This is a genomic window from Methylorubrum podarium (assembly GCF_040270385.1).
GTDB lineage: Bacteria > Pseudomonadota > Alphaproteobacteria > Rhizobiales > Beijerinckiaceae > Methylobacterium > Methylobacterium podarium.
The window spans coordinates 22,419-35,566 of the sequence record NZ_JBELQE010000068.1 but is presented as its reverse complement, the minus strand read 5'-3'; the positions used below and the strand labels follow the sequence as shown (position 1 = coordinate 35,566).

14 protein-coding genes are annotated in these 13,148 nt (G+C 70.4%); 3 read left to right on the top strand and 11 right to left on the bottom strand.

Annotated features, from left to right (window positions below):
* Window positions 1–33 precede the first annotated feature (33 nt).
* On the bottom strand, window positions 34–978 hold the full coding sequence (locus ABS772_RS11920) for an alginate O-acetyltransferase AlgX-related protein (RefSeq protein ID WP_350394774.1): 945 nt from the start codon (window positions 976–978) through the stop codon (window positions 34–36).
* A gap of 135 nt (window positions 979–1,113) precedes the next feature.
* Here ABS772_RS11920 and ABS772_RS11915 point away from each other — a divergent pair, with 135 nt between their 5' ends.
* The 3 genes from ABS772_RS11915 (at window position 1,114) to ABS772_RS11905 (ending at window position 3,813) form a co-directional block, all read left to right on the top strand.
* Complete coding sequence (locus tag ABS772_RS11915) at window positions 1,114–1,632, top strand: 2'-5' RNA ligase family protein (protein WP_350394772.1); 519 nt, start codon at window positions 1,114–1,116, stop codon at window positions 1,630–1,632.
* A complete protein-coding gene (locus tag ABS772_RS11910; protein WP_238256435.1) occupies window positions 1,629–2,432 on the top strand; it encodes a phosphatase PAP2 family protein in 804 nt (267 codons plus the stop codon). Before ABS772_RS11915 ends, ABS772_RS11910 begins: the two co-directional genes overlap by 4 nt.
* 73 nt (window positions 2,433–2,505) lie before the next feature.
* Window positions 2,506–3,813 (top strand): Gfo/Idh/MocA family protein, encoded by a 1,308-nt coding sequence (locus tag ABS772_RS11905; protein WP_350394767.1) that lies wholly within the window; start codon window positions 2,506–2,508, stop codon window positions 3,811–3,813.
* A gap of 186 nt (window positions 3,814–3,999) precedes the next feature.
* Here the strand turns inward: ABS772_RS11905 and ABS772_RS11900 are convergent, their stop codons facing one another.
* From ABS772_RS11900 to ctaD, 10 genes are all read right to left on the bottom strand, one after another.
* Window positions 4,000–4,146 carry a hypothetical protein gene (locus ABS772_RS11900; RefSeq protein WP_350394764.1) on the bottom strand — a complete coding sequence of 49 codons (147 nt, stop codon included), beginning with the start codon at window positions 4,144–4,146 and terminating at the stop codon, window positions 4,000–4,002.
* A gap of 74 nt (window positions 4,147–4,220) precedes the next feature.
* On the bottom strand, window positions 4,221–5,516 hold the full coding sequence (locus ABS772_RS11895) for a M16 family metallopeptidase (RefSeq protein WP_238256432.1): 1,296 nt from the start codon (window positions 5,514–5,516) through the stop codon (window positions 4,221–4,223).
* 6 nt (window positions 5,517–5,522) lie between these two features.
* On the bottom strand, window positions 5,523–6,935 hold the full coding sequence (thrC, locus tag ABS772_RS11890; protein ID WP_350394760.1) for a threonine synthase: 1,413 nt from the start codon (window positions 6,933–6,935) through the stop codon (window positions 5,523–5,525).
* 85 nt (window positions 6,936–7,020) lie between these two features.
* Window positions 7,021–7,458 (bottom strand): DUF4864 domain-containing protein, encoded by a 438-nt coding sequence (locus ABS772_RS11885; RefSeq protein WP_350394757.1) that lies wholly within the window; start codon window positions 7,456–7,458, stop codon window positions 7,021–7,023.
* 80 nt (window positions 7,459–7,538) lie between these two features.
* Window positions 7,539–8,309, bottom strand: coding sequence for an SURF1 family protein (locus ABS772_RS11880; protein ID WP_350394753.1), 771 nt, complete (start codon window positions 8,307–8,309; stop codon window positions 7,539–7,541).
* 244 nt (window positions 8,310–8,553) lie between these two features.
* Window positions 8,554–9,411 carry a cytochrome c oxidase subunit 3 gene (locus ABS772_RS11875; protein WP_350394750.1) on the bottom strand — a complete coding sequence of 286 codons (858 nt, stop codon included), beginning with the start codon at window positions 9,409–9,411 and terminating at the stop codon, window positions 8,554–8,556.
* A 146-nt stretch (window positions 9,412–9,557) separates the two neighbouring features.
* Window positions 9,558–10,166, bottom strand: a complete 609-nt coding sequence (locus tag ABS772_RS11870) for a cytochrome c oxidase assembly protein (protein WP_350394747.1) — start codon at window positions 10,164–10,166, stop codon at window positions 9,558–9,560.
* A gap of 13 nt (window positions 10,167–10,179) precedes the next feature.
* Window positions 10,180–10,344 carry a hypothetical protein gene (locus tag ABS772_RS11865; RefSeq protein ID WP_017486502.1) on the bottom strand — a complete coding sequence of 55 codons (165 nt, stop codon included), beginning with the start codon at window positions 10,342–10,344 and terminating at the stop codon, window positions 10,180–10,182.
* Window positions 10,345–10,352: 8 nt separating this feature from the next.
* Window positions 10,353–11,306 carry a heme o synthase gene (locus ABS772_RS11860; protein ID WP_350394742.1) on the bottom strand — a complete coding sequence of 318 codons (954 nt, stop codon included), beginning with the start codon at window positions 11,304–11,306 and terminating at the stop codon, window positions 10,353–10,355.
* Window positions 11,307–11,461: 155 nt separating this feature from the next.
* Window positions 11,462–13,090: a cytochrome c oxidase subunit I gene (gene ctaD / locus ABS772_RS11855; RefSeq protein ID WP_238257944.1), complete on the bottom strand. Its 1,629-nt coding sequence runs from the start codon at window positions 13,088–13,090 to the stop codon at window positions 11,462–11,464.
* Window positions 13,091–13,148: the final 58 nt, after the last annotated feature.

Genomic DNA, 13,148 nt, shown 5'->3' with positions numbered 1-13,148 from the left:
CGGCGCCCCTCGTACGGGGGGCGCTGCGGTGCGTCAGACCAGCGGCGCCATCTCCGCCTGCCGCACCGGCTTCTCCATCTCCGGCTTCGCGTAGGCCGTCACGTCGAAGTCGTCGCTCGGGATGCGGACGAGGAAGCGCTCGGCCATCTCGAACATCAGGATGTCGGGGCGGACCCGCTCGATGTAGTCCCAGTCGAGGCTCGACGACCAGACGAAGTGCATCTCGCGGAACGTCTCGGCGAGGAAGCTCGTCAGCATGATCGGCGCGAAATGCGCGTAGGAATCCCCGAACAGAACCAGGGTGCGCGGGTCGGCCTGGGGCGAGGGGTTCCGGTAGATGACGTGGGCGCCGACATGCAGGTCGCCCGCCTTGCCCGCCGCCTCGTAGGACTCGACCAGCGGACTCGCGTAGGCGCGGGACGCGTCGCGATGCACCGCCCAGTTCACCACCGTCTCCCGCGGCCGCTCCGGCAGCTTGTCGCCGAGATCCCACAGCCCGTCATGGGGAAAGCGCGGGCGCTCGGCGATATCGGGCGGAGCCACCGCGCCGCAGGCCCGCAGCAGCGCCCGGTAGCCGATCAGGCAGCCCTCGTAGGTCCAGTGCGAATCGGTGCGGCGGTAGAGCGGCTCCCCGTCGTCGCGGGCGGCGCGAAGGGGGGCGACGAGATCGACGTAGCCGCTCATCCGGTCGAGGCGCCTTGCGAGCCGCCGGGCCGGCGAGAGGCGCGGGTCGTAATCGAGGTCGAGGGTGCGGTCGTCGTAGACCGAGAGCTTTTCCGGCACGACGGTGTGGACGTAGCGGATGCCGAGCGCCCCGGCGCGGGCGGCGCGCGCCTCGATCAGCCGCGCCCAGCGGCGCAGGTGCCACCAGCCGGCGAGCGAGCGCCGGTACTGCAGGAGAACCCCGTTGGTGCCCCCGATCAGGAACAGCCACCCGTCGCGTCCCCGGTGGATGATCTCTCTGTTCCTGCGGGCCATCGCTGCTTCCTAGACGCAGCGGTGCCGGCTGAACAGCGCAGGCGCACCACAGCCTGCCCGCTGGATACGCTGGGCCGCCGCACCATCTTGCTCGAACGCGCCGGGCGACCGGCCTCGATCCGAGAGTTCACCGCGTTGCCCGAGCCCGCCCCGCTGATCCTGACGCTGCAGATGGACGAGGCGGCCTTCGCCACCTTCGACGGCCTGAGGCGGCGGCACTTCCCCGAGGCGCTGAACCACATCCCCGCCCACGCCACGCTCTTCCATCACCTGCCGGGCGAGGACGTGGCGGGCGTGACCGAGACGGTGACGGCGCTCGCCCGGACGCAGAGCGCGCCCGAGGTGGCAGTGACGGGCGTGCGCTTCACCGGGCGCGGCGTCGCCTACGCGCTAGAGTCGGACGAATTGGCCGGCTTCCGCGCGCGGGTGGCGGCGGCGTTCCGGGATCATCTCACGGCGCAGGACCGGCAGGGCTGGCGCCCGCACGTCACCGTGCAGAACAAGGTGAGCCCCGACACCGCCCGCGCGCTCCACGCCGCGCTGGCCGAGGACTTCCGGCCTTCGCACTTCCGCGCACCGGGCGTGCTGCTCTGGCGCTATCTCGGCGGCCCGTGGGAGCGGGTCTCGGCCATCGCATTCGGGGATGCGGCATGAGACTGCCCGGTATCGCGCGCACCGGCGGCGGCGCCCTCTGGCGCGGATCCTCGGCCGTCTGGGTGCGGCTCCACCTCAACGAGGTCGGGCCGCTGGTCTCGCTGCTCCTCGTCAGCACCCTCGGCTACGGCTTCTTCGCGCTCGCCCGCGAGGTCGGCGAGGGCTCGACCGCGGCGCTCGACCGCAAGATCCTGCTCGCCCTGCGCAACCCGGCCGACCTGTCCGACCCGCTCGGCCCCGCCTGGCTCGAGGAGGCGATGCGCGACATCACCGGCTGGGGCAGCGTGGTGACCATCGTGTTCCTCACGGCGGCGGCGGTGATCTACCTCGCGCTCGCGGGCCGGCAGCGGGTCGCGGTGTTCGTGCTCGCCGCGGTCGGCGGCGGCGAGGCGGTCTCGACGGTGCTCAAGCTGTTCTACCACCGTCCGCGGCCCGACCTCGTGCCGCACGGCATGGAGGTGTTCACGGCGAGCTTCCCCTCCGGCCACGCGATGATGTCGGCCATCGCCTACCTGACGCTCGCGACCCTCCTCGCCCGCGTCGAGCGGCGGCGCAGCGTCAAGGCGCTGCTGCTGGCGCTCGGCATCGTCATGACGGTGATGGTCGGCATCAGCCGGGTCTATCTCGGCGTGCACTGGCCGAGCGACGTGCTGGCGGGCTGGTGCGTCGGCGCCGCCTGGGCGGCCCTGTGCTGGTTCGTCGCGCTCCAGCTCCAGCGCCGGGGCGAGGTGGAGGACCCCGACCCCACCCCCGCCTCGACCGGTCCGGGCCAGCACAAAGGAACCACCCCGGCGGTCTGACGCGTTCCGGCCGCGTGTGCAGCAAGGCACGGGCTCAGCAGGGCCCGTGTGCAGCAAGGCCGGAAACCCTTTCATGAGCGACGACCTCCGACTGTCCCGGCGCCTCCTCCTCGCGGGCGGCGCCGGCCTGACCGGCACGGCCCTCGGGCTCGGCGGCACCCGTGCCGCCTCGGACCCGCCGGCGCCGTCGGTCCCGGCCGATACCGGGGCGGTCCAGGGCGAGCGGGTCGTCTTCCCGAACTGGCGCGATTCCGGCGACGCGCCGCCCCCGCCGCCGCCCGCGCCGATGCCGCCCTCGGAGCGGGTCGGATTCGCCATCGTCGGGCTCGGGCGCCTGAGCCTGGAGGAGATCCTGCCGGCCTTCGGCGAGGCGAAGAAGGCGAAGCCGGTGGCGCTGATGTCCGGCTCGCCGGAGAAGGCGAAACTCACCGCGGCGCAGTACGGCATCCCGGCCGACGCGATCTATGCTTACGACCAGTGGGATCGGTTGAAGGCCAATCCGGCGGTCAGGGCGGTCTACATCGTCACGCCGAACGGCCTGCACCGGGACAACGTGCTCGCCGCCGCGGCGGCTGGCAAGCACGTGCTGTGCGAGAAGCCGATGGCGAACAGCTCGGCCGAGGCGCAGGAGATGATCGAGGCCTGCAACAAGGCCGGCGTCAAGCTGATGATCGCCTATCGCTGCCAGTACGAGCCGTTCAACCGCGAGGTGGTGCGGCTCGCCCGCTCCGGCGAGTTCGGGCGGGTGAAGATGGTCGAGGCCTTCAACGGCCAGACCACGGCGCTGCCCGAGCAGTGGCGCCTGCGCAAGGCGCTGGCCGGCGGCGGCGCGCTGCCGGATATCGGCCTCTACTGTCTCAACGGCGTGCGGGCGCTGCTCGGCGAGGAGCCGGTCACGATCCAGGCGCAGATCGTCACGCCGGAGAACGATCCCCGCTTCAAGGAAGTCGAGGAGAGCGTCGCCTTCACGCTCCGCTTTCCCTCCGGCGTGATCGCGCAATGCGGCACCAGCTACGGCGTGCACGAGAGCCGCGAGCTGCGCGTCCACACGACGGGCGGCTCGCTCAACCTGCACAACGCCTTCGCCTATCGCGGCCAGCGCCTCACGGTGGCCCACCGCGAGGGCGGCCACGTCCAGCGCGACGAGCCGGTGCTGACACCCAAGAACCAGTTCGCGCTCGAACTCGACCACATGGCCGCGTGCATCCTCACCGACCGCCGCCCGCGCACGCCCGGCGAGGAGGGCCTGCAGGACATGATCCTGATGGAGGCGATCTACGCGGCCGCGCGCTCCGGCCAGCCGGTCACGGTCGGCCCGCTCGCCGGAACGGGGCAGGGGGCCGACGCGACGCGGGGACCGGCGCTGGAGGAGGGGAAGTAGTCCGGCCGTTTCGTCATCACGAGGCGGGGCCGAAGTGATCCAGGACGCTGACCTCTCGGGATAGGTCGCGCCGTCTGGATTGCTTCGCTCGGCTCGCCATGACGGGGAGGGCACCCTCGCCGTCACTGCGAGCCCGCAAGCGAGCCGTCCCGCACGGCGACGGACAGGGAGTCAGGGGGTTGGGTCTCACTCCCCCCAGCGCACGAACAGCCCGACGGCGACGATGACGAGGATGGCGAGCAGCCATGCCTCGCCCACGGTCAGCGCGTAGGCGAGCAGACCGAAGAAGCCCAGGGCGATGCCGAGCATGGTCGCGACGGCGACGGGATTCATGGCGGGCGGTGTTTCACTCGAACCGGTTCCCGGCGCCCCTGGAGGGGCCGGGCTTGCCCCGAGATAGGGTGCCGTCAGGCCGCCTGAAGGGCCGCCGTGACGCGGGCGAGCGGCGGCAGCCCCTTGACCGGGCCGATCGCGGCCAGGGTCGGGGCGCCGCTCAGCAGGGTCCGGCCGGCCGCGCGCACGTGCTCGACCTCGACCGCATCGACCTTGGCGATCAGCTCCTGCGGCGGGATCACCCGGCCCCAGGCGAGAAGCTGGCGGGCGTTGCGCTCGATGCGCCCGCCCGGCGTCTCCAGGGCGGAGAGCAGGGAGAGCTTGAGCTGCGCCTTGGCGCGGGCGAGTTCGGCCGCGTCGAGCCGCTCCGCCGCCTCGCGGGTGGTGGCGATGGTGACATCGACGAGTTCGGCGAGATCCGCGCCGGAGGTGCCGGCGCCGATGCCGAACAGACCGCAATCGTTGAAGGGCCAGTGGAAGGCCTGGATGTCGTAGGCGAGCCCGCGGGTCTCGCGCACCTCGTGCCAGAGCCGCGAGGTGAGGCCGCCGCCGAGCACCTGGGAGAACAGGTGGAGCGCGTAGTAGCCGTCGTCGCGGAAGGAGAGGCCGGGAAGGCCGAGGACGAGGTTGGCCTGTTCGAGCCGCTTCTGCATCCGCCGCTCGCCGCCGCCGTAGACACCAGAGACCACCGGAGGCGCCTCGACGGATCGGAGGCCGCCGAAATGGCGCTCGGCCGCCTCGACGATCTCGGCATGCTCCACCGCGCCGGCGGCGGCGAGGACCATGCGCTCCGGCACGTATTCGCGGGCGATGTAGGCCTCGATCGCCGCCCGGTCGAAGCTCTGGATCGTCTCGGGCCGGCCCAGGATCGGCCGGCCGATCGGCTGGTCGGGGAAGGCGGTCTCGATGAAGGCGTCGTAGACCACGTCGTCGGGCGTATCCTCGACGGCGGCGTATTCCTGCAGGATGACGCCCTTCTCGCGGGCGAGTTCGCCGGCGTCGAAGACCGAGCGGGTCAGGATGTCGCCGAGCACGTCGAGGGCGACGCCCGCATCCTCGCCGAGCACCCGGGCGGTGTAGCTCGTGCTCTCGGTGCTGGTGGCGGCGTTGATCTCGCCGCCGACATTCTCGATGTCCTCGGCGATCTTCCGCGCCGAGCGCGTCGCCGTGCCCTTGAACGCCATGTGCTCGATGAGGTGGCTGAGTCCGTGCTCGTCCGGCCGCTCGTGCCGCGAGCCCGCCCCGACCCAGACGCCGAGCGTGGCGGTCGCGACGCCGGGGATCGTCTCGGTGGCCACGGTGAGCCCATTGCCGAGCCGGCTGACCGTGAGGCCGGGGGAGGCGCCGAAGGTCGAGAAGTGCTGGTTCATGTCACCTCAGGCGCCGCGCGTGATGCGGGCATGCTCCGTGATGTAGCGCTCGATGGCGGCCTGATCATTGGCCAGATTCGCCACGGTTTCGGGTCGGGTCATTAGGTCGGCGAGGTGGGGCGGCAGGACCGGGCGTCCGCCGCCGGTCGCTTGCGAGACCGCGTCCGGGAATTTCGCGGGATGGGCGGTGGCGAGCGCCACCACCGGCGTCGCCGGGTCCTTCTCCAGGAGCTTGCGGCCGGCGCGCACGCCGATGGCGCTGTGCGGGTCGAGCACGAGGCCGGTCTTGCGGTAGGTGCCGGCGATCTCGTCCACGACGTCCGGCTCGCGCACCGCCGCCGCGTCGAATTCTTCGCGCACGCTGGCCAGGACCTCGGGGCTCAGGGTGAAGCCGCCGGACTGCTTCAGGCCTGCCATCAGGCGTCCGAGCGCCGAGGCGTCGCGGTGCAGCGCCTCGAACAGCAGCCGCTCGAAATTCGACGAGATCTGGATGTCCATCGACGGCGAGGTGGTCGGCTGCACGCCGCGCGGCTCGTAGGCGCCGTGCTCCAGGGTGCGGGCCAGGATGTCGTTGGCATTGGTGCCGATCATCAGCCGCTCGATCGGCAGGCCCATCCGCTTGGCGACCCAGCCGGCGAGGATGTCGCCGAAATTGCCGGTCGGCACCGCGAACGACACCGTTCGATGCGGGGCGCCCAGCGCGACCGCAGAGGTGAAGTAGTAGACGGTCTGCGCCGCCACGCGGGCCCAGTTGATCGAGTTGACGCCCGACAGCTTGACCCGGTCGGCGAAGTCGCCGTGCTGGAACATCGCCTTCACGATGTTCTGGCAATCGTCGAAATTGCCGTCGATCGCCAGCGCGTGGACGTTGGGCGCGTTGACCGTGGTCATCTGCCGCCGCTGCACGTCCGACACGCGGCCGTGCGGGAACAGGATGAACACGTCGACCTGATCGAGCCCCTTGAACGCCTCGACCGCGGCACTTCCCGTATCGCCCGAGGTGGCGCCGACGATGGTGGCGCGCGCGCCCTTCCGGCGCAGGACGTAGTCCATCAGCCGCCCGAGGAGCTGCATCGCCACGTCCTTGAACGCGAGCGTCGGCCCGTGAAACAGCTCCATCAGGAACAGGTTGTCGTCGATCTGCGTCAGCGGGCAGATCGCCGGATGGCGAAAGGTGGCGTAGGCCTCCTCGATCATGCCGTCGAGGGCGTCGTCCGGAATCTCGCCGTCGATGAGCGGGCGCAGCACGCGCTTGGCGACCTCGGCGTAGCGCAGGCCGGCGAAGCCCGCGATCTCGTCGCGGCCGAGCTGCGGCCAGCTCTCGGGCACGTAGAGGCCGCCGTCGCGGGCGAGGCCGGCGAGCAGCGCATCGGAAAAGCTCAAGGGCGCGGCGGCGCCGCGGGTCGAGACGTGCAGCAAGGATGCCTCCGGGAAGGCGCCTCCTCTACACGATCGATTCCGCCGTGTCGAAGCGGAGCAGGACCGGTTTCTCGGCGCCGCGGCGTCAAATCTTCTCGCCGGGCGCCTTCTTCAGGTGGCACCCGGTGATGCGCCACGCGCCGTCGACCTGCCGCTGGAGCGTGTAGAGCGCCACCCAATCGATGCCGGCCTCGTCCTGGAGGCTGACGCCCTGGGCGATCTCGTCCTCGCCCGCCTCCTCCGCCGTCTCGAAGCGGTAGCTGCGCGGACGCAGCACGGGAGCATAGCCCTTCTCCACCATGACGATGAAGCTGTCGGCGGAGGGGAAGAGGTTGCGGATCTGCGGCGCGGCCTCGGCGTAGGCGCCCGCCGCGTCGTTCCGGCGGAACGCCTCGATCTGCCGCTCGATGGTGGCGCGGGCGGCCGTGCGGGCCGTGTCGCGGGCGGTGTCGCGGGACGCGTCGTCCGCCCGGGCCGCGACGCCGATCAGGATAACGAACAGGAGGCTGATGACGGCGCGCATGGAAGGCACTCCGCGGATCGTTTCGCGGGCGGTTTCCTCCCGCGCGACGCCGAATCCTGGCATCACGCGTGCCAACGCCCTCAGCCGGCCTTCGGCTCCGCCGGATCGTGCAACCGCCGCCACGCGAAAACGGAAAAGACGCCGACGAGGCAGGCGGCGATGCCGAACCACGTGAAGGCGTATTGCAGGTGGTTGTTGGGCAGATCGACCCGGAGCTGGCCGCCGCGGGGCCAGCCGCCGGGATTGGCCGTCGCGTCCGCCTCGATCAGGTAGGGGGCGAGGTTCGTCAGGCCGCGGGCGGCGCCGATGCCGGCGACGTCGCGGGTGAACCACGCATCGCGCTTGGGGTCGGATTCCGGTACGAACAGCCCGCGGACCTCGCTCGCCCGCAGCATGCCCGTCACCGTCGCCTCGCCCGGCACCTGGCCGGCGGCGCGGTCCTTGGGGTCCTTCAGCTCGGTCGGCACGAAGCCGCGATTGATCAGGATCGTCGTGCCGTCGTCGCGCTTGAGCGGCGTGAGGACGTAGAAGCCCTGGAGCGCCCGGCCGGGCTCGCCCGGCGCCAACCCGTGCACCAGGGTCTCCTTGTCGTGGAGGAAGGTGCCCCGCGCCCGCACGCGGCTGAACTCGTCGGCCTTCGCGTCCCAGGTGTCGAAGGGGGGCGGGGCGGCCGGCGGCTCGGCGTGCGAGCGCTCGACGATGCGGGCGATCAGCGCTTCCTTCTCGCCCTTACGGGCGAGCTGCCACGTGCCCAGTCCCAGCAGGATCGCGAGGCAGACCAGGGCCGCGAGGCCCGGCGCCCACAGGCTGCGCGAGCGCGCGCTGCGCTCGGTCGGGGACAGCCCGGTCACGGGCGGACGCGTCCCTTCGCGGCCCGGCCGGCGAACGGGACCGCCGCGAGCGGGCCGCGGCGCCCGCGCAGGCCGGCCGAAGCCGGCGGGGTCGTGGCGACTCGGTTCAACGGATGCTCCTCGTTCACCGCCGAAATCGTTTCGCCGGTATGGTGCAACGGCCCGCCCGCCGCACGCGAAAAAGGGCGGCTCGCGCCGCCCTTCAGGGTTGCCGTCGGTGCAGGTCCGCGGACGGCGGTCGGCCTCAGTGGGCCGCGCCGCCGGTGCCCGCGCCCCAGACGTAGATGGCGGCGAACAGGAACAGCCACACCACGTCGACGAAGTGCCAGTACCAGGCCGCGAACTCGAAGCCGAGATGCTGCTTCGGGGTGAAGTCGCCGGCATAGGCGCGCAGCAGGCAGACGGCGAGGAAGATCGTGCCGATGATGACGTGGGCGCCGTGGAAGCCCGTCGCCATGAAGAAGGTCGCCGAGTAGATCGAGCCCGAGAAGCCGAAATGGGCGTGGGCGTACTCGTAGGCCTGGCAGGCGGTGAACAGGACACCGAGGATGATGGTGAGCCAGAGGCCGTACTTCAGGCCCTTGCGGTCGCCGTGCAGCAGGGCGTGGTGGGCCCAGGTCACGGTGGTGCCCGAGGTGAGCAGGATCAGCGTGTTCAGGAGCGGCAGGTGCCAGGGGTCGAACGCCTCAATGCCCTTGGGCGGCCACATGCCGCCGGTGAACTCGACGCGCTGGGGCTGGATCGGGTCGGCGGTGTAGAGGGCGGCCTCGAAATAGGCCCAGAACCACGCCACGAAGAACATCACCTCGGAGGCGATGAACATGATCATGCCGTAGCGGTGATGCAGCTGGACCACGCGGGTGTGGTCGCCGGAATTCGCCTCGTGGGTGACGTCCTTCCACCACGACAGCATGGTGTAGAGCACGCCCAGCGTGCCGGCGCCGAACACGTAGGGGCCGATGGCGAGGCCGCCGGCGGAGAGGCCTTTCATCCAGAAGACGGCGCCGAAGGCCATCAGGAACCCGGAGAAGGCGCCCAGCAGCGGCCAGGGGCTCGGGTTGATGATGTGGTAGTCGTGGTTCTTGGCGTGCGCCCCGGCCATCGCGATGGTTCTCCCTAAGCCCTTGCCCGTCACCGGCTGACGGCCGGGCCCTGTTGCCTTGGAGGCCCGGTGGGACCGGGCCTCGGTTGAAAATCCTCTACTTCGGCGGCCGCGCCATTGTCACGCTTGAGCCGCCGAGCGATCCCTCAAAAATTGCGCGTCGGGCCGGACTTGGCCGCTTCCGCCACCGGCGCGCCGTTCTTCGAGGGGTAGTAGGTGTAGGACAGCGTCATCTCCGACAGGGTGCCGATGTCCGGATCCTTGCGCAGGGCCGGATCGACGTAGAACACCAGCGGGAATTCCGCCGACTCGCCCGGCTGCAGGGTGTGCTCGTCGAAGCAGAAGCACTGCACCTTGACGAAGTAGCTGCCCATCAGGTCCGGCTGCACGTTGAACACGGCGATGCCGGTCGAGGGCGCGGGGCCGGTATTCGTCACCTTGAAGAACACGGTCGCCGTCTGGCCCGGCACCGCCTCGACCCGGGACTGTTCCGGCTGGAACCGCCAGGCCAGGGTCTTGGCGACGTTGGTGTCGAACCGGACCGAGACCGGTGCCAGCGCCTCGGTTACCGGCGCGGAGGGCGCGGCGCCGACGAGCGGCGTGCCGCCATAGCCGGTCGCCTTGCAGAACATCGAGTAGAGCGGCGCCGAGACCGCCGCGAGGCCGCCCATGCCGAGCACCACGGCGGCGCAGGCGAGCACGGTCCAGCGCGCGCCGCGCGCCGCCTGGTTCTGCCGCTCCGTTGCATCCGTCATCGGTTCGAAGCCCTCAGAGCGGCCGCTGCAGGACCTGCGGTCCGAGCTTGGCGATCGTCAGCACGAAGAAGATCAGCACCAGGGCGCCGAGCGTCAGGGCGATGGCGACCGAGCGCTTGCGGCGGGTCTTGGCCTCTTCCGGCGTGAGCGGGCGCACGCCTTCCGGCAAATCGGACATCTCGGGCCTCACGCCACGACCGCGCGGAAGAGTCCGAGCCCCTGCTCGGCGAGCAGCGCCGAGAAGAGCAGGAACAGGTAGAGGATCGAGAAGGCGAACAGCCCCATTGCCGCCTTGCGCTCGGGCTCGCCCTCGCGCTGCCGGTAGACCTGCACCGCGCCCGCCAGCATGCCGAGGCCGCCGAGCACGCCGACCGCGGCGTAGAGCCAGCCGCCGAAGCCGAGCCAGACCGGCAGGAGGGCGAGCGGGGCGAGGAGCAGGGAGTACCAGACGATCTGGCGGCGGGTGGAATCCGGGCCGGCGACGTTCGGCATCATCGGGATGCCGGCGCGGGCGTACTCGCCGCTCTTCACCAGCGCCAGCGCCCAGAAGTGCGGCGGCGTCCAGATGAAGATGATCGCGAACAGCACCAGCGACTCGATGCCGACATGGCCGGTCACCGCCGCCTGACCCACCACCGGGGGGAGGGCGCCGGCGGCACCGCCGATGACGATGTTCTGCGCGGTCGCCCGCTTCAGCCACATCGAGTAGATCACCGCGTAGAACACGATGGTGAAGGCCAGCAGCCCGGCGGCGAGCCAGTTCGAGGCGAGGCCCAGGATCAGCACCGAGCCGACCGACAGGACGATGCCGAAGGCGAGCGCCTCGTCGGGGCGGATGCGCCCGTCGGGGATCGGCCGCTTGGCGGTGCGGGTCATCAGGGCGTCGATGTCGGCGTCCCACCACATGTTGAGGCAGCCCGAGGCGCCGGCCCCGACGGCAATCATCAGGAGCGAGATCGCCGCGACCACCGGGTTCACGGTGGCGTGCGAGACCACCATGCCGACGAGCGCGGTGAAGATCACGAGCACCATCACCCGCGGCTTCAGCAGGGCGAAGAAGTCGGAGACCTCGCCGCCTGCGGCGGAGGAGAGCGACACGCGGCCGGCGTCGGCGCTCAGGCTGTTCGACAGGCTCGTCATGGAAACCGTGATCTGACGCTTGTTCTGGTGGTCTCGGATCGCGCCGTTCCTGGCGCCGCCCTTTGCTGGAGGCCTCTCTGAAGCGGCGAGAGGCCCCCGGGAAAGAGCGAGGACCGCCTCGGCGGTCCTCGCGATCCTGATGTGTTCGTCCCGCCTTAGTGGGCCGGCTCGTCGACGATCTTGGGGAGCGTCTCGAACTGGTGGAAGGGCGGGGGCGAGGACAGGGTCCACTCCAGGGTGGTGGCACCCTCGCCCCACGGATTGTCCGCGGCGCGGGTCTTGGAGCGGAAGGCCAGCACGATGCCGATCACGAACACGACCATGCTGAGGGCGAAGATGTGACCGCCGAGCGTGGCGACCTTGTGCCAGCCGGCAAACGCCTCCGGGTAGTCGGCGTAGCGGCGCGGCATGCCGGCGAGCCCGAGGAAGTGCATCGGGAAGAACAGGACGTTCGCGCCGATGAAGGCCAGCCAGAAGTGCAGCTTGCCCGCCCACTCGGGGATGACGTGGCCGGTCATCTTTGGGAACCAGTAGTAGACACCGGCGAAGATGATGAACACGGCGCCGAGCGAGAGCACGTAGTGGAAGTGCGCGACGACGTAGTAGGTGTCGTGCAGGTACTTATCGACCGAGGAGTTCGCGAGCACGACGCCGGTGACGCCGCCGACCGTGAACAGGAAGATGAAGCCCACCGCCCAGTGCATCGCCGCGGTGAAGCGGATCGAGCCGCCCCACATCGTCGCGATCCAGGAGAAGATCTTCACGCCGGTCGGGACCGCGATCACCATGGTCGCGAAGACGAAGTAGGACTGCGTCTGGAGCGACAGGCCGACGGTGTACATGTGGTGGGCCCACACGACGAAGCCGACGACGCCGATGGCGACCATGGCGTAGGCCATGGCGAGGTAGCCGAAGACGGGCTTGCGCGAGAAGGTGGCGATGATGTGCGAGACGATGCCGAAGGCCGGCAGGATCATCACGTACACCTCGGGGTGACCGAAGAACCAGAACAGGTGCTGGTAGAGCACCGGGTCGCCGCCGCCGGCCGGGTCGAAGAAGGTGGTGCCGAAGTTGCGGTCGGTCAGCAGCATCGTGATCGCGCCGGCCAGCACCGGGAGCGACAGGAGCAGCAGGAAGGCGGTGACGAGCTCGGCCCAGGCGAAGAGCGGCATCTTGTGCAGCGTCATGCCGGGGGCGCGCATGTTGAGGATGGTGGTGATGAAGTTGATCGCGCCGAGGATCGAGCCCGCACCGGCGAGGTGGAGCGAGAAGATCGCGAAGTCGACCGCCGGGCCGGGATGGCCGGTGGAGGAGGAGAGCGGCGGGTAGACGGTCCAGCCGGTGCCCGCGCCGGCCGCGCCGGGGGAGCCCTCGACGAACAGCGAGCAGAGGAGGCAGGCGAAGCCCGACACCGTCAGCCAGAACGAGATGTTGTTCATCCGCGGGAACGCCATGTCCGGCGCGCCGATCATCAGCGGGACGAACCAGTTGCCGAAGCCGCCGATGAGGGCGGGCATCACCATGAAGAACACCATGATGAGGCCGTGGCCGGTGACGAACACGTTGTAGGTCGCCGGGTTGGAGAAGTACTGGAGCCCGGGCTCCTCCATCTCCATGCGGATGCCGAAGGACAGGAACGCGCCGATGATGCCCGCCATGAAGGCGAAGACCAGGTAGAGCGTGCCGATGTCCTTATGGTTCGTCGAGAGGAACCAGCGGGAGAAGAAAGAGGGCTTGTGGTCGTGGTGGGCGTCATGCCCGGCATGTGCTGTGGCGGTGGCCATCGATCCTTGCCTTAATCAGATGTCTGTCGCCTCTGGCGAAGGGAGAACCGGCCGGCTC

What these genes read in the sequence shown, in the direction of transcription:
- ABS772_RS11865 (WP_017486502.1), bottom strand. Translation starts at nt 10,344, where the DNA reads ATGTCCGATTTGCCGGAAGGCGTGCGCCCGCTCACGCCGGAAGAGGCC.
- ABS772_RS11905 (WP_350394767.1), top strand. Translation starts at nt 2,506, where the DNA reads ATGAGCGACGACCTCCGACTGTCCCGGCGCCTCCTCCTCGCGGGCGGC.
- ABS772_RS11870 (WP_350394747.1), bottom strand. Translation starts at nt 10,166, where the DNA reads ATGACGGATGCAACGGAGCGGCAGAACCAGGCGGCGCGCGGCGCGCGC.
- ABS772_RS11920 (WP_350394774.1), bottom strand. Translation starts at nt 978, where the DNA reads ATGGCCCGCAGGAACAGAGAGATCATCCACCGGGGACGCGACGGGTGG.
- ctaD (WP_238257944.1), bottom strand. Translation starts at nt 13,090, where the DNA reads ATGGCCACCGCCACAGCACATGCCGGGCATGACGCCCACCACGACCAC.
- ABS772_RS11900 (WP_350394764.1), bottom strand. Translation starts at nt 4,146, where the DNA reads ATGAATCCCGTCGCCGTCGCGACCATGCTCGGCATCGCCCTGGGCTTC.
- ABS772_RS11885 (WP_350394757.1), bottom strand. Translation starts at nt 7,458, where the DNA reads ATGCGCGCCGTCATCAGCCTCCTGTTCGTTATCCTGATCGGCGTCGCG.
- ABS772_RS11910 (WP_238256435.1), top strand. Translation starts at nt 1,629, where the DNA reads ATGAGACTGCCCGGTATCGCGCGCACCGGCGGCGGCGCCCTCTGGCGC.
- ABS772_RS11875 (WP_350394750.1), bottom strand. Translation starts at nt 9,411, where the DNA reads ATGGCCGGGGCGCACGCCAAGAACCACGACTACCACATCATCAACCCG.
- ABS772_RS11860 (WP_350394742.1), bottom strand. Translation starts at nt 11,306, where the DNA reads ATGACGAGCCTGTCGAACAGCCTGAGCGCCGACGCCGGCCGCGTGTCG.
- ABS772_RS11895 (WP_238256432.1), bottom strand. Translation starts at nt 5,516, where the DNA reads ATGAACCAGCACTTCTCGACCTTCGGCGCCTCCCCCGGCCTCACGGTC.